The 20,342-nt window shown below is 44.1% G+C and carries 22 protein-coding genes; 1 reads left to right on the plus strand and 21 read right to left on the minus strand.

Annotated elements, in window-relative coordinates:
• Positions 1-219: 219 nt before the first annotated feature.
• The 18 genes from GC098_RS20430 to GC098_RS20510 all read right to left on the minus strand — a co-directional run bounded on the left by GC098_RS20430 (position 220) and on the right by GC098_RS20510 (position 16,225).
• Positions 220-378, minus strand: a complete 159-nt coding sequence (locus GC098_RS20430) for a DUF1427 family protein (protein WP_171645099.1) — start codon at positions 376-378, stop codon at positions 220-222.
• Between the two features lie 109 nt (positions 379-487).
• Positions 488-898 (minus strand): Rossmann-fold NAD(P)-binding domain-containing protein, encoded by a 411-nt coding sequence (locus tag GC098_RS20435; RefSeq protein WP_171645100.1) that lies wholly within the window; start codon positions 896-898, stop codon positions 488-490.
• A gap of 98 nt (positions 899-996) precedes the next feature.
• Positions 997-1,227 (minus strand): helix-turn-helix domain-containing protein, encoded by a 231-nt coding sequence (locus GC098_RS20440; protein WP_171645142.1) that lies wholly within the window; start codon positions 1,225-1,227, stop codon positions 997-999.
• Positions 1,228-1,472: 245 nt separating this feature from the next.
• The gene (locus tag GC098_RS40135; RefSeq protein ID WP_246358761.1) at positions 1,473-1,898 is read right to left on the minus strand and encodes a hypothetical protein; all 426 of its coding nucleotides are present in this window, start codon (positions 1,896-1,898) and stop codon (positions 1,473-1,475) included.
• A gap of 299 nt (positions 1,899-2,197) precedes the next feature.
• On the minus strand, positions 2,198-4,423 hold the full coding sequence (locus tag GC098_RS20450) for an FAD-dependent oxidoreductase (protein ID WP_171645101.1): 2,226 nt from the start codon (positions 4,421-4,423) through the stop codon (positions 2,198-2,200).
• A gap of 100 nt (positions 4,424-4,523) precedes the next feature.
• Positions 4,524-6,146 carry an AraC family transcriptional regulator gene (locus GC098_RS20455; protein WP_171645102.1) on the minus strand — a complete coding sequence of 541 codons (1,623 nt, stop codon included), beginning with the start codon at positions 6,144-6,146 and terminating at the stop codon, positions 4,524-4,526.
• Positions 6,146-7,885 carry a sensor histidine kinase gene (locus GC098_RS20460; RefSeq protein ID WP_171645103.1) on the minus strand — a complete coding sequence of 580 codons (1,740 nt, stop codon included), beginning with the start codon at positions 7,883-7,885 and terminating at the stop codon, positions 6,146-6,148. The genes GC098_RS20455 and GC098_RS20460 overlap by 1 nt, the downstream gene beginning before the upstream one ends.
• 96 nt (positions 7,886-7,981) lie before the next feature.
• A complete protein-coding gene (locus GC098_RS40140; protein ID WP_246358763.1) occupies positions 7,982-8,170 on the minus strand; it encodes a hypothetical protein in 189 nt (62 codons plus the stop codon).
• Positions 8,139-8,405 (minus strand): hypothetical protein, encoded by a 267-nt coding sequence (locus GC098_RS40145; RefSeq protein ID WP_246358765.1) that lies wholly within the window; start codon positions 8,403-8,405, stop codon positions 8,139-8,141. Before GC098_RS40145 ends, GC098_RS40140 begins: the two co-directional genes overlap by 32 nt.
• A gap of 147 nt (positions 8,406-8,552) precedes the next feature.
• Positions 8,553-10,667, minus strand: a complete 2,115-nt coding sequence (locus GC098_RS20470; RefSeq protein ID WP_171645104.1) for a LamG-like jellyroll fold domain-containing protein — start codon at positions 10,665-10,667, stop codon at positions 8,553-8,555.
• 111 nt (positions 10,668-10,778) lie between these two features.
• Positions 10,779-11,120: a DUF1533 domain-containing protein gene (locus tag GC098_RS20475; RefSeq protein ID WP_171645105.1), complete on the minus strand. Its 342-nt coding sequence runs from the start codon at positions 11,118-11,120 to the stop codon at positions 10,779-10,781.
• Positions 11,080-11,487 carry a carbohydrate-binding protein gene (locus GC098_RS20480; protein ID WP_171645106.1) on the minus strand — a complete coding sequence of 136 codons (408 nt, stop codon included), beginning with the start codon at positions 11,485-11,487 and terminating at the stop codon, positions 11,080-11,082. The genes GC098_RS20475 and GC098_RS20480 overlap by 41 nt, the downstream gene beginning before the upstream one ends.
• Positions 11,488-11,678: 191 nt before the next feature.
• Positions 11,679-12,020: a DUF1801 domain-containing protein gene (locus GC098_RS20485; protein WP_171645107.1), complete on the minus strand. Its 342-nt coding sequence runs from the start codon at positions 12,018-12,020 to the stop codon at positions 11,679-11,681.
• 33 nt (positions 12,021-12,053) lie between these two features.
• On the minus strand, positions 12,054-12,488 hold the full coding sequence (locus GC098_RS20490; protein WP_171645108.1) for a YciI family protein: 435 nt from the start codon (positions 12,486-12,488) through the stop codon (positions 12,054-12,056).
• A gap of 116 nt (positions 12,489-12,604) precedes the next feature.
• Positions 12,605-13,870, minus strand: a complete 1,266-nt coding sequence (locus GC098_RS20495) for an RNA polymerase sigma factor (protein WP_171645109.1) — start codon at positions 13,868-13,870, stop codon at positions 12,605-12,607.
• On the minus strand, positions 13,867-14,301 hold the full coding sequence (locus tag GC098_RS20500) for a YciI family protein (RefSeq protein ID WP_171645110.1): 435 nt from the start codon (positions 14,299-14,301) through the stop codon (positions 13,867-13,869). Before GC098_RS20500 ends, GC098_RS20495 begins: the two co-directional genes overlap by 4 nt.
• Positions 14,302-14,419: 118 nt before the next feature.
• The gene (locus tag GC098_RS20505) at positions 14,420-15,232 is read right to left on the minus strand and encodes an alpha/beta fold hydrolase (RefSeq protein ID WP_171645111.1); all 813 of its coding nucleotides are present in this window, start codon (positions 15,230-15,232) and stop codon (positions 14,420-14,422) included.
• Between the two features lie 258 nt (positions 15,233-15,490).
• A complete protein-coding gene (locus tag GC098_RS20510; protein WP_171645112.1) occupies positions 15,491-16,225 on the minus strand; it encodes a class I SAM-dependent methyltransferase in 735 nt (244 codons plus the stop codon).
• 526 nt (positions 16,226-16,751) lie between these two features.
• Here GC098_RS20510 and hflX point away from each other — a divergent pair.
• Positions 16,752-18,017 carry a GTPase HflX gene (gene hflX / locus GC098_RS20515; RefSeq protein ID WP_171645113.1) on the plus strand — a complete coding sequence of 422 codons (1,266 nt, stop codon included), beginning with the start codon at positions 16,752-16,754 and terminating at the stop codon, positions 18,015-18,017.
• A 224-nt stretch (positions 18,018-18,241) separates the two neighbouring features.
• Here the strand turns inward: hflX and GC098_RS20520 are convergent, their stop codons facing one another.
• The 3 genes from GC098_RS20520 to GC098_RS20530 all read right to left on the minus strand — a co-directional run bounded on the left by GC098_RS20520 (position 18,242) and on the right by GC098_RS20530 (position 20,281).
• Positions 18,242-18,715, minus strand: coding sequence for a (2Fe-2S)-binding protein (locus GC098_RS20520; RefSeq protein ID WP_171645114.1), 474 nt, complete (start codon positions 18,713-18,715; stop codon positions 18,242-18,244).
• 37 nt (positions 18,716-18,752) lie between these two features.
• A complete protein-coding gene (locus GC098_RS20525; RefSeq protein WP_246358769.1) occupies positions 18,753-19,571 on the minus strand; it encodes an RMD1 family protein in 819 nt (272 codons plus the stop codon).
• Between the two features lie 101 nt (positions 19,572-19,672).
• Positions 19,673-20,281, minus strand: coding sequence for a stalk domain-containing protein (locus GC098_RS20530; protein WP_171645116.1), 609 nt, complete (start codon positions 20,279-20,281; stop codon positions 19,673-19,675).
• Positions 20,282-20,342: the final 61 nt, after the last annotated feature.

Genomic DNA, 20,342 nt, shown 5'->3' on the forward strand with positions numbered 1-20,342 from the left:
CTCCCATATAATCCTTCATCGATAGTTTCATTATATGGAGCGAACATTAAAAATTTCTTAAGTGTAGCTGAAAGTATTCGGAATCTATTGTTTGCTTGGAAAACTAAAAAAACTCCCATCCCTAAAAAGGGACGAGAGTAAAATCTCCGTGCTTCCACCCAAGTTCATCCATGCATAACGTGTAAAGCCTCCTCCTCCTTTTTCATTTAGTCCTGCTTCCTATTTCAGAAACAGTTCCAGTATTTTGCCGCCTGCATAAATACCTACAATTCCTAGAATACCCGACAGTACAGGCGGTGCGGGCAAAGGCAGCTTCAACAGCTTGAATAAAATACCAATAATTAAACCTGCTCCTAATGACAACAGAAGCTCCTTCATACTTTAGACACCTCGATTGTTAGACTGCATCCTTAAATTCGATGGCTTAATTGCTTTAGCATTTTACTGGCTACTTCAATATTGACTACGTTTGGCACAGGCTCCTTGACTATTGCATTCGGCCGTCCTGTAACGGGCCGCACGTTCCATATCCGATAATAACAAACCGTCGGGTAGGTACAATTAAATTCGTCGTACGCATAAAACCTTCGACAATCGTCTGTCCTACACCGTGCTCGGTCTCAATAATTTGCTTCAAAGCGCTGTCATTTATTACAATAATCGGAACTGAAATTTGAGACTTTAAATCTTCTCTTAGCAGGTTCGCACCTGTTATTGTTTCCTCCGTGGAGCCGATCAAGTCCCCAACACCATAATTTTGAATCAGCGTCCTTGTTAAATCAGCACCATTATCCATTAATAGCTGCGGTTTATGCTGTAATACACTGTGAATGTTGCGCTCATGCTCTTCGCGGCCATCGGATCTTTGACCATATACAGTAATCCCTTCCTCTTGCAAATTTGGTTTTTGTTTAAAATAAAAGATTTGTATAACAAAAAAAGGACACATGTCCTTTTTAGAAAAATAGTTTCTATTAGTTTGGCTGACTCAAAGGATCAAGCTTTCATCGTGGATAGCTCCCGCTCCATAAGCAGCCGATTCTGTTCGGTGAAAATAATGCAATTCTTTGCTGTAACAATGACTTGTTCTTCCTTCAATTGTTTCATGATTCGATTTACACTTCGTTCCGTAACGCTTAACTGATTCGCGAGCTGCGATCGAGAAAGGACGATGACAAAAAGCGGGTTCTTCTGAAAATCGTAGTATTTGTAGCATCTCGCCAGGATATCGGTTCGTACCTCCCACTCAAACGCTTTCTATTGGCGGCTGCACCAGCAGAAGCCTCCCAAGCTGAATCACCGTTTGTTCATACCATTCCTGATGCTGTCGATAATGCTTTTAACTTTACTGCTTTTTACGAGCCTCAAATACTCCCGCTTTATCTGTCCTCTCGGAGTCGATTTCGAAGCGGACCGTATGCTTCCCGTTCGGAATCTCCGGCAGAAACACGTACTGATTCCGATTGTGATCGTTATGCGGCGTAAATCGGTCGATGAGGAAAGGTTCTCCACCATCCACCGTCACATTGAGCCTGCCGGAATCGGGCCCCCCAATAGAACAGCCCAATCTGAGTGCCGACGAACTGAACCGTGACGGCTTCACCGGGATTGACAGCACGCCACAAGCCGGGAAATAACCATTGATACTCCCGTGCTAATTCAGAATTTTCGGAAGTAACATAGGTCCACCCCGCCGAAAAATCCGCAATCTCAGCCAAATGCTGCATAGTTGCATATTCCCATGGATTCCCAGGAACCAAAAGCTCCTGAGGCAAACTATGCTCGACCTTTCCACTATACACTCGAATCTCATTAAGACACTGGATGATCGTATCCGAGTATATCCGGTGCCCTTCCGGAACTGTCGGATGAACACCATCATGTGTAAAAACAGCCACTCGAGGAGTTTCCTCCTCCGCCTGCGCGGTAAACACAGCTTACCTTCCGATACCAATGTACTAACCGTTACACCCAGATGAATCGAAGGGATGCCATTGTAGTCGGCTACTTCCTCTTGCAGGAGAGCTCCTTTCTGGTATTCCCCGCCCTGAAAAACAGGCACATCCCGCTCTGTCAGTGTATAAATGAATAGGATATCGATAAGCCGGCTGCGTTTGCGGATTTGCCTGACAATCCCTTCGATCCTTGCCTTAGACTCGGGATCTCCGCTGTCGTTCACGAGGGAAACATTCCTTCATCACCGCTTCACCTCTATTCCATTAGGTGCGAATAATTTGACGGCAAACACTTCAAAGTAAGGCGAACCATAAGTAGCTATGAAATCAAACCGGATTCGGTCTACACCTTTCGCATTCACCTTATGTTTATTCAATGTGAGATAATTCCCACTGACCTTAATTTCCCTCTCGGTTCCGTCTCCAAAAAATAACATAACAGCGTAATCCTTAATCAGCGGTTCAATCGGATCATCGAAATGCTCCAAATCCAGTTGGGAATTGAAAACAAGATGAATTTCCTCGAGATTCTTTGGTTCAGCAAAAGTGAATTCCAACCATTCATGTCCTTCTGTACGTTCAGAAATCCACCCGTTTGGCAACCCATAGGGTCTGGAGTAACCGTTGATAACATTCATAGGATCATACATATTATGAGCAGGCAGCAGGTCCTTAAAGCAAATGCTCTTATTGAACTTCTTCAGTTTGGATGGCTCTTCCGGTCTATAATGGAAGCTGACCGCTCCTGTGATTTTCTCTTCATTACCGTACACGGCAAGGTTCGCAGAGCCTTCCAACACGATGTAAATTTTATCATCCGCAGGCTTCTTGCAGCCCAAGTCCAACGTAATCCAATCATCATAACCAGCCAGGATATCCACGCTGTAACCACTCAACTCATCAACAGGAATATAGTTTTCCTTCCGATCCCCGCCAAAGAGCTTCACTCTCAATGTTTCCAACCGCTCGGAATCATTCTTGACTTTGATCCGTACACTCTCATCAGAGTCCGTTTGAATCGGTAAAACTAAACATAATCCTTTCTCCAGCGGAATGGCTTCTGTTGAATGCTCATTGACAAAGCTGCGCTGAGACGAAGCCCGAACGCTTAACCCGTTAGCGAAGTAAGGGATCAATTCTTCTTTAAGCCCTACAATCGTTTGTCCGTCTCGAAGCAGCAGCGTTTGAAGCTCTCCGATATATTCTTCACCTATCGCAGCTGGATCAACACCGTATTTGAAGCAAAGCGAAGCAGCCGTTCCAACCGCCTGTCCCATGCATCCACACGTTGCCATTACCCTAGTTGATCCGAATGCGACATGAGTAGCACTGATATTGCGGCCAGCGAACATCAGATTGGGAATGTTACAGGAATACAAACTGCGGAAAGGTATGTTGTACAAGCCAGGTACAAAATTCCATGCCGTAGCTGGTCCGTCATCATAAATGCCCTTAGCGGCGTGCAAGTCCATGTACCAGCCCCCAACGGAAACGGCATCTTCAAAATGGGGCTTTGTTGTGAGATCGTTCTGCGACAACATATAATCCCCGACAAAACGTCTTGATTCCCGTTTCCCTGGAATTGGGCATACGTAATCCAAGATCAGTTGATCCACATCGTCGAATTGGCCGCTGTTTTTGATATAATCCCAAATCCCGTAAACCAATTTCCGAAGCTCCAACGCGATATCTTCATTGTTTTTGATAATATCCATGTGACCGCCGTATTCCAGCCACCACAAACCGCCTAATCCATTGATTTTCCTTGGAATAGCTCGATGGTTCAAACCTTTTATAATACTCTCGAAAAAGCTTAATTTTGTAATATCGTAGGCAAATTCAGGCCTCTTAAACGGAACAGGATACCCCACATCACGGGCTTGGAAAAGAATTGTATCTCCCATGGTATAATGGTCCGCCACTTCAGGAGCCAAATCTTCATTGAACTCGTGCTTCGCTTCTCTCCCCCATCTGAAGAGAGCGCCTGCTTGATAACCGACTACCCCGTCACCAGAACAATCGATATAAGTTGGGCTTTCAAAGCGAAATTTTCTTTCAGAAGCCAATTGCAGACCATCCACCCATTTGATTCTGCCGTTCTCAATCCCCGTTTCATGCACGCATGTATTCAGAAAGAGTGAAATGTTAGGCTCTCCATAGACCATATCCAGCAAGGCCATATCCGAAATCGAGAACATAAGCTTCTTGTTATATAAAGGGTTATAATGGAAAATCTTCAGCTTAAGTTCATCCACCAACCCGCCTTCGCGAGCATAATAAGATGGACTGTTTCCAAGATAAGCCGATCCGTTGATATGAACCCTAACCTCGCTGCTTGCATTCCCTCCAAGAACGGGCCGATCATTAATGAGTGAAACTTGCAACCCATGCCGTGCGGCAGCAATGGCAGCGCAAACACCAGCAATTCCCCCGCCTACAACGGTTACATCCGATTTGATAATCTCCATTTTGATAACCTCCATGATTAGATACTCTCATCATGTTAGTTCATTTCATACCCGGTTTTTTACAACATTTCGAGAAAAATTCATACGATTTTTTGCTGCTTCATTTCAATTCATACCGCGTCATTTTTATGCGATATTGCTTTGGCGTATCCCCCGTATATTCTTTAAAAAGTTTACAAAAGTAACCCTCATTCACAATCCCTACTTCCTCGCACAATTCCAAAATGGAATAATCCTTAACATTTAACAGCTCAAGCGACAGTTGAATTTTTTTTCGATTGATGTAACTGATCACGCCTTCGTTCATGGTTTTCTTAAATAGGCTGCTGAAATATGATGGAGCCAAATTCACATCTTCCGCAATGGCTTCCAACGTTAATCGTTGCTTCAGATTTTGCTCGATAAACCGCATGGCTCTCATGATTTCTACACGATGCAAAGGTTTTCCGGCCTGTAAATATTCGAAAGTGAAGTCGCAAATATAAGTGAGCTGCTCCCTGAATGTCATGAAATGGATAGGGAACTCTTCTAATTCTGTCGTTAAAGCACTTCCTGAATTAAATTTCACTGCAATGTCCCTGTACAATTGACGCAGTAAAGGTGCCATGATCGACTTCTGAATTTTGTTAGCCGTAACAAAATCGTATAAAGATGAAATTTTCTGCTCGAGTTCTTCCTTGGTAACCTCCCTCTGCATCCATGCAAGGAACTCAGTCAGCATTTGCTGAAATTCCACCTTTTTCTCGTCGTGATATTGGAAACGGTGTGCAGGTGTTTTAACTATTTTCACAGTCGAATAATACAAGTCCTTACTCACATTTGTGGCTTCCGTGTATGCTTTTTTGATAGATTCCCAGCCTCGGTGCGTCCCGCCAAAAGCAACGGATACCGTTTGATTCAAGTATTGATTTAAATGGCTCACGATCTGGCTGCCCAGCGTCTGGCAAGCATCTTCCGTATCCATATCACTGCGGTTATTTTCCCAAGAAAGAAAACCAATAAACTGATTATCAAACAAATCTGTAGCGACACCCATTCCAAAACTCAACACGGTTTCTTCAATGACATTGGCAATCGCATATTTCAAAATGCTCTGGTCAGCCGCCGAATATTCATGTCGAAAACTTTCATAATGGTTCATTTCAACAATAAAACAGCAGTAGTAGGATTGAAAAAAATGAAATTGCATACGACTTGCAAAATCGGATGCCCGATGAGATGGAATCTCACCACGGATCAGCTCATTAAAAAATTGCTTGCGTGCTCTGTATTTATTTTCTAGGACGGAAACATGTAAAGATTGAAATTCCTCTTCCTTTTTCTTCATCTCATCCAGAACCCCGGCTGCTTTATCCAGAGCCCGCTCTACATCCGCTTCCCTCAAGGGAACTTTAACAATGTATTCCAATATGTTGGCATGAATAGCTCTCTGTGCATATTCGAAAGAAGAATAAGCTGTCAAAAGGATATATTGCGTATGGGGAAGCTGCGGTTTCAGCTGCTCGATCATAGAAATTCCGTCCATTTTCGGCATGACAATATCAGATATAAGGATATCAGGCTTAAGCCTCAGAGCCTCTTCAATTCCTTGCAACCCGCTATTTGCTTTTCCCACTAAACGGAATCGTTGATCCTTATTTGTAAGCTCTCGAAAGAACAGCTCTAATCTTTGAATAATCAGATCTTCATCGTCAACAATGAAGCAAGTATACGTTCTCACCATCATGCATCTCCTTTCATAAGACTTGCCGGGAATATCGCACGAACGGAAGTTTCCATCTTCGGTATGCTGATGATTTGCAGGCCATATTCATCACCATAATGAAGCTTTATTCGGCCATGAATATTATTCAGCCCAATTCTTTTCCTTTTTACTTCCAAATCACTCGACTCGGCATTTAAAATAGACGCTATCTGTTCAGCCGGAATTCCCTCGCCATGATCAATGACTTCAACCATGACAAAATTTCCGTCCCGATAGGCTTGAATGGTGATGGAACCTTCAATTTGCCCCCCATTATAACCATGAAAGATACTATTCTCGACCATGGGCTGCAAGAGCATTCGAAAAACCGGGAAATCCAATAACCCTTCTTCGATCTTCTCTATTAGCATAAATTGCCGATTATAACGGATGTTCTGGATCTCGATGTAATCCGATACATTCTGTAGTTCTTGGCGCAGTGAAACTTTCTCCGAAGCGTCGGATATTCCGTATTCCAATATAGAAATAAGTGACCCGATCACAACATCCACTTTATCGATTTGCCCAAGATGTATGACATTGCTGATGGAGCCGAGCGTATTATACAGAAAATGAGGATTAATTTGCGATTGCAGCACTTGGATTTCCAGCTTTCGTTCAAGCTCGTTATGAAGCTCCGACCGTCGAATCAACTCCACAATTTGCAGCAGCATCCGATCGAATGCTCTGGAAAGATCGCCAAACTCATCATTACGATTAATGGAAATTGTGGTTTCGAGATCACCTTGCTCCACGCGTTTCATTTTCGTTTTGAGCGAATACAGCGGAGTCCGTATGTACTTGGCAATAATGAAGGAAATGAATAGACTTAATAAGAGACCGGCAAGCAGTAGCCAAATATAATAGGTTTCTAGTCTAGTCAAAGCCGCCGCCATACGTGATTCATCGTTAATCGAGATGATGAACCAATTGAATTTCTCCGTAGGCTGTTTCAGAATGGATACCGGTACCCCTTCTCGGGTATGCAATTGAAAGCTTGTTCCGTTGGCATCAAGAATTTGTTCCCCCGACGTTTCCCCGATTGAAAAAGAATGGTCTTGCACATCTAGAGGTCCTATATTTTCAGAAAACCCGGCAATGATTTTACCAGCAGCAGTAATAAGCGCGAGATTCATATGCTCTTGTTTATTAATTTTGAATAGTGTTTCCTCAATCGCTTTTAGGTCCAAATCTACCGCAATAGCCATTGGTGACGGCGAACCGTTCAAATACCGGACCATCGTCACCGTCCAGCCGGAATACTTGGAATTATATGGTTCACTGACAATTGTAGTCCCTCTGTTCTTGCCTGCCGCATCAAACAGAGGTAATCTGTCAGGCAGCGGTTCATCGAAAATTCGGGTTGGCGTGCTGCCGCCAATGATGGATAAATCATCCTTGATTAAGTAAATGTTACTCACATAATTGCTGTTAAGTTCATACAGTTCCCTTAACTGCTTCTGGATCACTTCTTTATTGTTAATGTTGGCTTTCACCGATGTTTCGAACGAGAAAAGAATCGTCTGAAACGATGAAAAGTTAACGGTTAAATATTGGTCCACCTTAGCCAGAATTTGTTTCGTGTAATAGGCGTCGTTGGTTCTTATTTCCTTTTGAACATATCGGTAGGACAATTGGCTTATCAAAATAATACAACTTAAAACAAACGCAAAACATATGAGAAATAATTTCAGAGGTAAGCTAATTCTTCTCCGCATGGGCCATCTTCCCTTTAAGTCTGTATTTATCACAAGGATAGCATAGTGCAACAAAGAGAGGGACATAAATTTTTGCCCCTCTCACCCTTTATTTGATTAAACCTTGATCTTTAACTGTATAGTTACCGAATCCTTATATTTCTGCACGTCAAACTTGGTATCCAATGTTTTCAGGAAATTATCCCAATTGGCAAGCGGTTCTTTGCCACTCATGAATTTAACCAAGGATTCATTAATGTAACGTACAAGCTCTTCAGCCATAGAATCGTTCGGGTCTGCTGTCAAGGAAGCACAAGTATTTATCTTTCACTTCTTTCGTTAAATCCGGGGTTTTGTTTTTTGGCTTGCCGTCCACCATGTCCCAGTGAATCCCTTTAAGGCCGTATGCGAAATGAGGGTATGCTTCGACGACCCATTCCGGCACCTCTCCGCCAACTTCTTTCATTTTCTGCTGGTCTGAAGGTTCCAGCCTGCGCGCATCAAGAAGGGGGATGGCTTCCGCTGCCAGTTTCGTTTGCATTTCATCACCTCTTCTTTTGTTATCTTCATATTAGCATGCTAAAAATCGTTAAATTTCTGTTATTTCATGAATTTCTTATAAGATCTTAAGCGCGCAAAAGCCTTAGGATTTACGCATCCTAAGGCAGCAATTTAATATCCCCGCTCATCAGTTGTGTCCAGCACCGACCTCGTCGAACTGCGCCATTCCGTTTACAGTCCTTAGTCCAATCCTGCCCGACCCGATAATCGAGTCTGTGATGTCCATGTATAATTGGCCGTTCACATAGCCCTGCAAGGAAGAACCGCTCATGACTAGCTTCAAGTAATACCAGGTTCCGTCTGTGATGGTGAACGCCTTCGAACCGAGCAGTGTGAACGTAGTGCCTACTTTCTTGTATAACTCTACGTTTGACGTAACCTTGTTCAGCCGCAGCATGTAGTAATCGCCACTCGACGTATACCTGCCCAAAACACCTGCAACCGTATTAGCGGAGGTGATCTTAACCTTAGCAGACACGAAATAATTTGCCCAACTTGTATTGCCAGTGTAAGTAATCGCATCGGATGAGCTTGCAGGTTTGTATACATAAGTATCCAGGTTTTCGACTGACCAGGTGCCGCTCACTGCCGTCCACTCTGAAGCCGTTCCACTCTCGAAATTACTGAATGTCAGATCACTACCGTCCCCATATTCGTGTGCACCAATATCCGTCAGCGTATCGTACATCCCGAGCCGATTTCCGAAATAGTCTTTTCCACCATTGCCGGACAAATATATCCCTATATTGATGCAAGATGAGGTCGATAGGAGCCTATACCCGTTTAACGAATGAAGTCCTTGACCGCCAGTACCTGCTCCGACGAGCAGCGGATCAACCGTTAAGGAATGAGCCTCTGTCAGGACGTTGGTCAAACCGTAATAGCAATTATAATCGTGAGTGCCTCCGACCACTGTTGTAGTATCCTTATATTTCGTCGTTCCATTACCAATGACGATATTGTTAACGAAAGTTCCACTTGAACCAGCAATGCCGAACAGCTTGGAAGTGATGCCAGACCCAATGTAAAGTGTATTATTATAAAACTTATCGTTTGCATTTAACCTTTTCACTAATACCGTCTTATCATTTTGGCTGATATTGTATCGGAACGTGTTATTTGTGCTCTCGTCGTCGAGCCCATTAAGCAAGAATCCACCGGCATTGTCGTGGCTGTAGCTGTATTGCAAGATAGAATTCTTGACTCGCTTATCAAAGTCAAAGCCCTCAGAATCCCTTAATGCACCGTTCATTTCGCCGCCGGAAGCCTCGCAGTATTGGATTACGGTGTTATCGGTATTATGTATCCAGATCCCAACAAAATACTCATCTGGTATCATGGCGAAACGGCTCACCTTACTATGATCGATGAGTGCCCCATTCGTGTGTCCGATGGCAATGCCGTTTCCTTGGATGTCTGTCATGCTGACGTTGCGAACAACGATGCTGCTGCTTCTCAAATTATAATCATTTGCAGGCTCACCATTGGGACCGTTTGGATTCCATATCTTTGAATTCCAGTTATAGAAAATTTCATAAATGCCTGTAACGCTAACGTTCGACATGGATACATTTTCAATTAAAATATCGTTCCAGGTGGAATTGGCTCCATAATGATAAATCGAGATGCCACCCATCGTGTAATGCTTGCTCTGGTAAGGAATGTTTCGGCTAATGTCACGAACAACACAATCTTTAATAACGATGTGGTTTAACGTCCGCCCGATGTTGTCGTTCGCGATCAAAAAACCGAGCCGATAGCTATCCTTGTTGTCCGGCACGCGCCCGAGCGTCGTATCGATTACTGGGTTGTTAGTAACCTCGAGATTAGTAAACTCAAGATACTCCTTCCCGTAGATTTGGACGGCAGCGACACCTTCCCCGCCTATGGGATCGGCAACACCTGAAGCATCGATGACCGGCTTCGCCCCCGAACCATACATGTCAAATCGAATGCTAGCCGAACTATTGCCCGATGTTGCAGGAGCCAAATAGCCGAAAAACGTGCTTCCCGCTTTAAAAAACACGGTGTCTCCTGGTGCAAAGGAGGTCGCATTCACTTTCCCCAACGTCTTCCATGGACTTGTTGAAGTAGTGCCGTTATTGCTGTCGTTTCCGCTAACGGAATCAACATAATAGCTTTGTGCATAAGCTGTGGCACTCCCTTTAGCCGTCAATTGATACAGAATGACAAAAGTCAACGTAGCAGCAAAGCAAACAATGCATTTCCATAGTAGATTCATCCATATTGCCTCCTTTAATCAATAGAAAATCCCCCAAGAATCACAGTATAGAGTTCATTGTGCCAGAGACTCTTTTCTATACTGCCTACTTGAGGGGATAATTTTTAATATCTATTCGTCGTCATCGTTGTTGAAATCCGAACTATCATTCGTATCATCGTCTTTGTTATGACCCTTTGAAGAATAAGGCAAAATCGTCTGGATTACCGTGGAATATGCATAGCCGTCTGCACTTAATATGATCGAGTAATTCTTCGCTGTAGGAAACAAAGACGCCGACAGCGTTAATTTCCCTGCTTCCAAGCTGTACACAGCTCCGCTCACGGTTTGACCGTCCACCTTGAGACTGCGGAGCGTGCTGCGCCATGCCGTGTCATCGGCGAAGGTCACTTCAATCGGTTGACCCACAATGTTATTGCTCGTATCCCAAGAACCGGATATCCGTCGTGCCATTATGTACGATTTCGATTTTTACATTGGTATCTGCTTTATCTGGCCAATTGAGCTTGTAAAAGGATATTCTCGCCTTGCCTGCTTCCAATCTCGGATTCCATGTAATGGTGTCATTCACTGTATCCGTATATCGGGTACTTGAATTGTTATAACCTTTCACACCCGTAGATACTCTCCAAGTGCCTGATGCTGTGTAGCCGGCATTTCCATCATCAATGACGATGGAAGTTAACGGCGGCAAAACCTCTGCCGAGGCAGACATAATTCCGACTCCACCAAAAGGAAAAATCATCGCTGTGATGAGACATATAAAGATGAGCGACTTGATTTTTTTCAGCATGAATCTCATTCCTTTCATTACAATCATTTGGAGACATTCCTCCAATTGTTCCTATCATAGCGTGCCAAACGAGATTAAATTTCTTATATTTTAAGAATTTCTTATAAGATCTTTAACTGTAGTAAAATGAGGAGTCTTTGAATCATTCATCGCATACAAAAAAGACCACTGCATGGAACATGCAACGGTCTTCCTAAGTAAATAAAAAAGAACAGCGATTAAAGTGAGCCTGAAGCTTGACTGACCAATGACAGCAGCTGCCCGGAATCAAATGAATCACCTTTACGCAGCTTCAGTGTTTTTCTTTCCGGGGGACCATCGAACATGCCTTCCGGAAGCTCCAGCGCGGCAGCATTAAAGATCGTAAAGCTGACCGCGTCTTTCGACGTCGAGATGACAGCAGCGTATTTTCCGTTTTTCAAAAAATGTGGCTTCTTATACTGAATACGTTCTTGCACATCAGGTATGGCCTGGTGAACAACTTCACGCAGATTATTGGACTGTTCCCCCTGCCATGGTTCTTTTAACGCTTCAATAAAATCGGTTACTTCCTGATTCATTTTGATACACTCCTTTATGTACGTAATGGTATATTATATTCTTTTCAACATGTTGATTTGGTCCTCTAAATCGGCTTTCATGGCCAGTATTCTTGGATCTCGCGTAGAATCCGTATTCTCTTTGAGCTCCCGCATCTCGATTTCAAATGCCCCGCATCCTCTTGGATACGGCATCCGAAGCGCCCAATCTGCAGCCTCATCTTCTGAATTCACATCGATCAGTGTATATCCGGCAATGAGTTCTTGATTTACCGGAAAAGGTCCTGCCTTTACCTCTGGCTCTCCCCCATGTAATGGATACAATATCCTGATCCCGCTGGAGCTAGGCTGAAGCTCTTCTGCTGCCAAGAGCGCACCGGCTCTGGCCAAAGACTTCTTGTACGCAACCATTGCATCGTTGTGTTCCCGGCTAAACTTTACACCCGCCTCCGAGTACCTTGTTGCCTTGAATATCAATATAAATCGCACTATCGTTTCCCTCCTTGTGAGGAAGATGACTCTAAGCAGCAGTTAGCTGCTATAACCCTTCCCTTACTATGACGACGAACGGGAAACCCTGTAATCGACAAGGAGGCTGAAAAAAATTATTTCGATGCTTCAGACTCGCATTCAGCAGCCCGATTCATTAAAAGCTCCTGCTCACGAGTATTCTGGGTCATCGACACAGCCCTTTCAAATTCTGTACGGGCTTCTTCGTACCTCCCCAGCCTCACTAGGAGATCACCGCGAATGCTCGGCAGCAGATGGTATCCCTTCAGGGAAGGTTCGGCACGCAGCTCGTCGACAATCTGCAGCCCGAAGGCAGGACCAAACGCCATAGATATGGCGACCGCCCGGTTTAATTCGACGATCGGCGATGGCGTTACCCTAGAGAGCGCTTCGTAAAGCGCTGCAATGCGGATCCAATCGGTCTCAGTTGCGGTAGGTGCCTGTGCATGGCAAGCAGAAATCGCAGCCTGCAGCGAATATGGACCGAGCTGACGTCCAAGCTTATGGCTGCGCTCAAGTGCCGCCAATCCGCGGCGGATCAGCAAGCGATCCCACTGCGCCCGGTTTTGGTCCATCAAAAGTACGGGTTCCCCCGTGGAGCTAACCCTGGTTTTAAAACGCGAGGATTGAATCTCCATTAAGGCAACTAGTCCGTGAACTTCCTGCTCATAAGGTGCGATCTCGGCAAGTACGCGTCCCAGTCTGAGCGCCTCCTGACATAGCAGCGGACGTATCCAGTGATCCCCAGAGGTTGCCGCATAACCTTCATTGAACATAAGGTAAATTACCTCGAGCACAGCAGACAGGCGTTCTTTGAGTTCTTCCCCTACAGGCACCTCGAAAGGGACCTTTTCGGCGCTGAGCGTTCTCTTGGCCCGGACAATCCGCTGGGCAATCGTTGATTCGGCGGCAAGGAAAGAACGTGCGATTTCATCAGTATTAAGCCCGCATAACAGGCGAAGCGTCAAGGCAACTCTGGCATCCTGTGATAACACGGGATGGCAGGTCATAAAGATCAGACGAAGGAGATCGTCGCCGATCTCCCCGTCCAAAGTACCATCTATATCTTCCTCTGTATACAAATCAATGCCCTGGGCAATCTCTACGTATTTCTGGTCGCGCAGTTTGGTCCTGCGCATAAAATCGATCGCGCGCCGCTTGGCCGTCGTCATCAGCCAGGCACCCGGATTGTCTGGGATGCCGATTTCCGGCCATCGTTCAAGAGCAATCACCAGTGCATCCTGGGCAAGATCCTCTGCAAGTCCCACATCCCGTACCATTCGCGTCAATCCTGCGATAAGCTTTGCCGATTCAATTCGCCATATTGCATCTATGGTCCGCTGTGTATTGGACAACGTCACGCTTTCTTCTGCTCCTGAGCCTGTTTGCGAAGGATTGCTTCTTTCGCCTGCGATTCGGCATCGTCCGTTAACTCCTCAAACTCGAATACTTGTCTGAGCTCAATCTCGCCCTGTCCATATCCGTGGGGATCCGGCATGCGCAGAGCCCATTCAATAGCTTCTTCCCTGGATTTGACTTCGATCAGCGTATATCCCGCGATCATTTCTTTCGCCTCCGTGAACGGACCATCTATCACCTTCGGCTTGCCTCCGGGCTCCGGATAAGAAATCCGAATTCCGCTTGAGCTGGACTGCAGTCCATCCGCAGCGAGCAAAACACCGGCTTTCACCAATTCCTCGTTATACTTTTGCATGGCATCAATAAGCTCCTGGCTAGGCATTGTCCCTGCCTCTGAATCTGTTGTAGCTTTAACAATCATCATAAATCTCATATGTGTTTACCTCCTATTTTTTCGGGCGCCTAATTACTTATGTGTACACTATTTTTTCGGCAGCAGGAAGTAAAATTCCTGCCGCCATTGTTGGCGCTTTGAAATGGTATGCCGCAACTTAGAGATTGCCCATAAAGAATGATGCAAGCTCCGATGAAATCATTTTTGCATCTAGTTTCTTTGTATGTCCGAGTCCCTTTTTACTCAGAAGTTGCGCATTGGGCAGCACGTTGGCCAAAGCCTGGGCACCATGTCGCAGCCCAGCCGGGCTCTCAGTGCCTTCGAGTACCAGCGTTGGCATCGTGACAGTGCTCCATAATTGGGTAGGCAACGACTTTCCGTCTATAAATCCATCCACCAAAGCCGCATCGTAGGGGAGTGTGTGAGCAACGGCCATGAGCTTAGACCACACACCTGGCATAATGCGCATCAAGCTGACAACGAATGAAGGAGCACCCATACCCTTAGTCATAAAGTACTTGATGCCATCGGCCCGGCGATTAGCTGTAATAAGCTCAGTAATGTGCATGACGAAATTTTCCGGCGGCTTGCGATCGGCAGCATCGACCACGAATGGTGGTTCATGCAAGGTCAATTTCGTGATGTTTACCCCTCTTGATGCTGCTTGCAGGGCAAGAACCGCCCCGGATGACAATCCCCAAACATTTGCCGAGCCGCCAGCTTCATCAATCATTGCCTGTAGATCTTCAATCTCACGTCCTGTGTCATAAGGCTGTGTGTCTCCGCTATCGCCGCGACCACGGCGGTCGTAGTTGTAGACCGTGAAGTGCTCTGACAACAGATTAGCCAGCTGCACCAGCCCCGGAAATTTTCGGTAGCTGAACGCACCTGCTACCAGTATGAGTGCTGGCCCTTGACCAACTTTGTCATAGACGATCTTGGTACCGTCTCTTGAAAATATTGCGTACATGGTATGTCTCCTTTGCAGTTAAAACGAATTGTTTTTGTCTTAGAACGGATTCAATTTTTCACCAAATATCCGAACCTCTATTAAGACGACGAACCGCTGATAACAATATCGACACATCTGCAAAAAAAATTTAAATAAAAAGATCTGTATCCCATTCTCATAAGTCTGCTGATAACTCAACAGGCTGCCAAAGATGCTGGCAGCCTGTTGTTATGATGCTATCGTTTTCCGTCATAGTAGGAACACGAACTGAACTGATTAATTCTTGACCGCTGCGATCAAGAGGAAAATGGGACGACGGGTTTCATCTTTCATTTCTGGATACTTGTCCAATGTTTCTTGCGTTGGTTGAGGTTCGGAAAGTTTCATAAGACTAAATCCTGAGTCAATTAACGCATTCACATAGGTAGCGATAGTTCGATGATATTTGACGACATCATTGTCCAGAAATCTCGCCTGCCGTAGACCTTCTTTCTGGTAGTCATCGACAGGCCAGTGCAATCGCTCACCCTCCGAACCATAGTACCAGTCTTGTGCAGCGAGTGCGGTAAAGACCGGATGTTCAACCGAAAGGATAAAAGTACCTCCTGATACAAGACAATGATGTATTTTACGACAAACGATTTCAAAGTGCTCCACATAATGAAGGGCAAGCGAGCTTATCACAACGTCAAATTCCCCTGCTGCAAAGTTGATGTCTTCAATCGCAAGCCTTCGATACTCAATCGCAGAATCGTTGTTATTTTCTCTAGCGTACGCTAACATTTTCTCAGAGAGATCTACACCAACTACTGACCGGGCTTGCTGTTCTCGTGCATATTTACAATGCCAACCAAAGCCGCATCCAAGGTCAAGAACTCTTTTATCTCGCAGCGCGGGAAGCATCGCACGGAGAACGGGCCACTCCCCAGCAGCATTTAGTCCACCAACCGAGCGAGGCATCTCACTGTATTTTTCGAAGAATCCCAGATCATCATATTTATTCTGTTTCATATTTAGCCAAACTCCCATCTTGAACTTATTTTCTCACTCTGCCAAATGTTAAGGATATTGTTTTTTTGATTAACGTATCTAGAGTTTATCATCAAACAGTGAAAATCTTTATTGAAAATTTTATTTAAATGAAACAATCCTATAGGTAAAAAATGATTATACTTATTCTTACAGAGGCAAGGACGCTCTTCATTGTGATACTCTTAAAGTACTTTAAGGAAACGGAGGGGTTACGTGTGGTACATTTTATCCGAGTTAGATCTTTGCGCGGCTAATTGAATAGCGCTCAAGATTCTGTCTGTGTACAGAGGACTCAGGATAAGTTTGTCCATTAATAACCCTGAATTGATACTTCTATCGGTGATCAAACAACGCGGCTTGAAGTAAGGTGAAACATCCTTATCGACCAAATCGTGGTTGTTTTCTTTCGTCCGATACGATAGTCATTGTCCTCAACTACAGACAACACAAGCACCTTGCTTGTGTTGTTTCTTTTTTACTCCTTAACTTGAAAGGATGATGAACGATGGAACAACTGAAAGAGAAAGCGATTATCGTCGGTGTCCATATTTTGAACCACCCTAATTTTGCATACTCGATAGAAGAACTGAAGAACCTGGCCGCAGCATGCCACATTGAGGTGGTAGGTGAGCTAAGCCAAAAAGTCACCCGTGTGGTTCCCTCCCATTACATCGGAACGGGTAAAATCCAAGAATTGTCGCAGCTAATTACTGAGCGGAACGCATCCGTCGTCATTTGTAACGATGAGCTGTCCCCTTCTCAGATTCGAAACCTGGAATCATCACTTGCATGCAAAGTCATTGACAGGACGATCCTAATTTTAGACATTTTTGCGGAACGTGCTCAAACTACGGAAGCCCAGCTCCAAGTAGAGGTTGCTCGACTCCAATACATGCTTCCCAGACTTGTAGGACTTCGTGAATCGTTAGGTCGGCAAGGAGGTGGGGCTGGTCTTAAAAACCGAGGATCTGGTGAAACCAAACTTGAGCTCGACCGCCGTAAAATCGAAGACCGAATCACGGCTTTGCAATCCGAACTGGAGAAACTCGTAGCCCGTCGTCAAACTCAACGAAAGCAGCGCCGTAAGAACGAGGTCCCTGTTATTTGTTTGGTCGGCTATACGAACGCAGGCAAATCAAGCTTAATGAACGCCATGATCGAGTTGTATAGTCCGCAGGCGCATAAGCATGTCTTTGTCAAAGACATGTTGTTCGCCACATTGGAGACATCCGTTCGAAACGTCAACTTACCAGACCGTAAATCATTTTTATTAACTGACACGGTAGGATTCGTAAGCCAGCTTCCCCACCATTTGGTTAAAGCTTTCCGATCTACGTTGGAAGAAGTCGCAGAAGCCGATCTGCTGATTCACGTCGTAGACATTGCCAACCCGGAATACGAACAGCACGTTAACGTTACAAATGACACGTTGAAGGAACTGGGAGCGGATCATATTCAGATGATTTTTGCTTATAACAAATCCGACTTGACTGAACATCCTTACCCTCTGTTAAAAGATGATTTCGTCTACCTCTCTGCCCAGCAGAAGCGCGGAATCGAGGAGCTCACTCAACTGATTCGTGAACGTGTTTTCCAGAATTACATGCAATGTGAAATCGTGATTCCTTATGAACAAGGCCGATTAGTGGCCTATTTCAATGAACATGCCCATGTTCATTCAACGAACTATGAGCTGAATGGTACCCGTCTTAAGTTGGAGTGCCGCGTATCCGATTTTGAACAGTACCGAGATGACTTTCTCCAGCTTTAATTTAGGAAATTAAATTCTTGTCTTCCAAGACAATGTTGCAATTACAACTTGGTTACTTTCGTGGAACAATGAAAAAACGACTCGAGTTCGCATCTATTTCGCGATAGGGTCGTCTTTTTTTTCAAGATATTCTTTGTTTTGGATGAAGGAATATTAAATTACAAAAGCTGATGCAAATTTTATGTCAATCGTTTTTCATCATATTCTGAAGCACTCGCTAACAATCATTCATGGTTAATAACTGACCTGACAGCAGCATGAATCTCTTCATAGCTCGTGCAGCGGCAAATATTGGATTGCAGCCACTCCTGAATCACTTCTTCGCCCGCATTCGGGTATCTGTTAACTAAGGCGTGACATACCATAATAAATCCAGGCGTACAAAACCCACATTGAAAGGCAAATTTATCAACAAATGCTCGTTGGATCAGCGCATCTCCCCCCAAACCTTCGACCGTTGTGACGCTGCCACCCTGAACCTCTATCGCTAGCATCAAACAAGATTTGATGGGTACCCCGTCGACGATGACCGTACATGCGCCGCAGTCACCGTTTTCGCAGCCGGCTTTGGCTCCAGTGAGCCCTAGTTGTTTGCGCAGTACACGCAATAAAGTATCCGATGAACGGATTACCGCATGTTGTCGCTTCCCATTGACAAGCAGTTCAATTTCGCTTTTGACTGTTCCGTGTGCTTTCATACACGCCTCCGTTCCAAAGCCGTCATAGTATCCGATTCTAATGTGAGGGAATCCAACCTATGATTTGTAATATCGTTAATACAACCTCAATCACAATAAGTATCACAACAATCCATTCGACGAATAGCCCTCGGATGGAATGACTGATATTTGAAAACCCTTCCAAGATATGATACAAAATATCCGTTTTGCTTTTCAATATTTTAAATCGATCGTTCAACTCAAAAAAAACCATCATCCCATCGTAAAATTGGCTAGCCGTACTGTTGGTCCAAGTCAAATCAGGTTTATCCAAGATCATGATGTAGGCAAGGGTGTTGTACTCGTGACGTACGATTTTTGCGGTCGTTCGTGCCAATTCTTTGTTGCCAACACGAAGATTTCCTTTTTCAAGTCTTTCAATCATAATTTCTAGGCTATCATGAATTTTCCCAAGCTGTTCCTCGATCTTCTCAAGAGCTACAGATTTGGCAAGGACAGTGGAGATTAATTCAGGGTAAAAGGACTCATACTCAGCTACCACTACATACTTGTCAGTCAACTCCATGCTATCGATTTCTTCGATGTGAAGGCTGTAATCGTCCGTGTATCTATCAGCAGGTTGGAGCTCAATATCTGGTTCGAAGGATTGGATGAATAACAAAAAGCCAGTGATCTCATCCTTGTGTGTGTGATTTACAAAAACTACACTGCCAAAAGAAAACACCAGCACTTGTTGAAAGACATCAATATCTTTTTTAAGGATCGATTTAAGTATATCGCCTCTTAGGATTAAAGGCTGTTCCCATGTGTATTTTTTGGGTATGCCGCAGTGGATGGCGATTTTGTTCAGATCAATTTCATTTGTGACAGCCATAGCCTTAAAAGTAATATCCTTCATTTTCACCACTCATCTGCTTTATAAAAGTCATGCTAACTAGTCTTGACAGAATAAGTGGGCTTCAATCCATTACTAATTCATTTCTGCTCTTCAATGTCTAAAATTTCAAGTTTCACATAATCATACTTAGAAAAATCACCTACCTCACCAGCTGCAACATATTTTATTTCCCCCATACCTATGGTTCGTTTTTCACCTGAAGATCCATATTTGGTTGAACCTAAAGCTGACCCCATTAAATCATTTTTTTTATCATAAAAATTTAGTTTGAAATCTATTTTATACTCTTTTTTTGTTAACAACTCTTCTATATCATCTAAGGATAATAACCCCCTTATTCCCGTGTAACCGCCATCCAAGTAAAGATCTATTAGGCCAAAATGGATATTTGGATACTTATTATCTGTCAGTAAAACCGTGCTTGCTGGAAAATGATTGATTTTAATTTCACTATCTTGTTCATTATAATCCACAAATGCCCCCAAATTTTCGGCGATGAAACGGATAGGAACATAAGCATGTCCATTGTAATTTAAAGTTGCATATTCTTTTTCCATTTCTTTATTTAGGCCATTAATTTCATATCTAACTGGAAACAAGTACGTCTGAATCGTGTCCGATGCATAAACAGCAGTTGATGCTGTTACAGTGATTCCACATATCAATCCGAAAAGAAACTTTTTCAAGTTCTGCACCATCCCTATTCTTTCAAATATAACTCCTTAATTTAGACGTAACTTCAAGGTA

Origin of the sequence: Paenibacillus phytorum, from assembly GCF_013141715.1 — a bacterium.
In the GTDB taxonomy this organism is placed as follows: Bacteria; Bacillota; Bacilli; order Paenibacillales; family NBRC-103111; genus Paenibacillus_E; species Paenibacillus_E phytorum.

Bases quoted from the DNA above. Each gene is read 5' to 3' on its own strand.
- GC098_RS20510 (WP_171645112.1), bottom strand. From the start codon at position 16,225: ATGAAACAGAATAAATATGATGATCTGGGATTCTTCGAAAAATACAGT.
- GC098_RS20525 (WP_246358769.1), bottom strand. From the start codon at position 19,571: ATGGCTGTCACAAATGAAATTGATCTGAACAAAATCGCCATCCACTGC.
- GC098_RS20470 (WP_171645104.1), bottom strand. From the start codon at position 10,667: ATGAATCTACTATGGAAATGCATTGTTTGCTTTGCTGCTACGTTGACT.
- GC098_RS20460 (WP_171645103.1), bottom strand. From the start codon at position 7,885: ATGCGGAGAAGAATTAGCTTACCTCTGAAATTATTTCTCATATGTTTT.
- GC098_RS20520 (WP_171645114.1), bottom strand. From the start codon at position 18,715: ATGAAAGCACACGGAACAGTCAAAAGCGAAATTGAACTGCTTGTCAAT.
- GC098_RS20450 (WP_171645101.1), bottom strand. From the start codon at position 4,423: ATGGAGATTATCAAATCGGATGTAACCGTTGTAGGCGGGGGAATTGCT.
- GC098_RS40145 (WP_246358765.1), bottom strand. From the start codon at position 8,405: ATGCAAACGAAACTGGCAGCGGAAGCCATCCCCCTTCTTGATGCGCGC.
- hflX (WP_171645113.1), top strand. From the start codon at position 16,752: ATGGAACAACTGAAAGAGAAAGCGATTATCGTCGGTGTCCATATTTTG.
- GC098_RS20500 (WP_171645110.1), bottom strand. From the start codon at position 14,301: ATGAGATTTATGATGATTGTTAAAGCTACAACAGATTCAGAGGCAGGG.
- GC098_RS20475 (WP_171645105.1), bottom strand. From the start codon at position 11,120: ATGGCACGACGGATATCCGGTTCTTGGGATACGAGCAATAACATTGTG.
- GC098_RS20485 (WP_171645107.1), bottom strand. From the start codon at position 12,020: ATGAATCAGGAAGTAACCGATTTTATTGAAGCGTTAAAAGAACCATGG.
- GC098_RS20430 (WP_171645099.1), bottom strand. From the start codon at position 378: ATGAAGGAGCTTCTGTTGTCATTAGGAGCAGGTTTAATTATTGGTATT.
- GC098_RS20505 (WP_171645111.1), bottom strand. From the start codon at position 15,232: ATGTACGCAATATTTTCAAGAGACGGTACCAAGATCGTCTATGACAAA.
- GC098_RS20455 (WP_171645102.1), bottom strand. From the start codon at position 6,146: ATGGTGAGAACGTATACTTGCTTCATTGTTGACGATGAAGATCTGATT.
- GC098_RS20480 (WP_171645106.1), bottom strand. From the start codon at position 11,487: ATGATTGTAATGAAAGGAATGAGATTCATGCTGAAAAAAATCAAGTCG.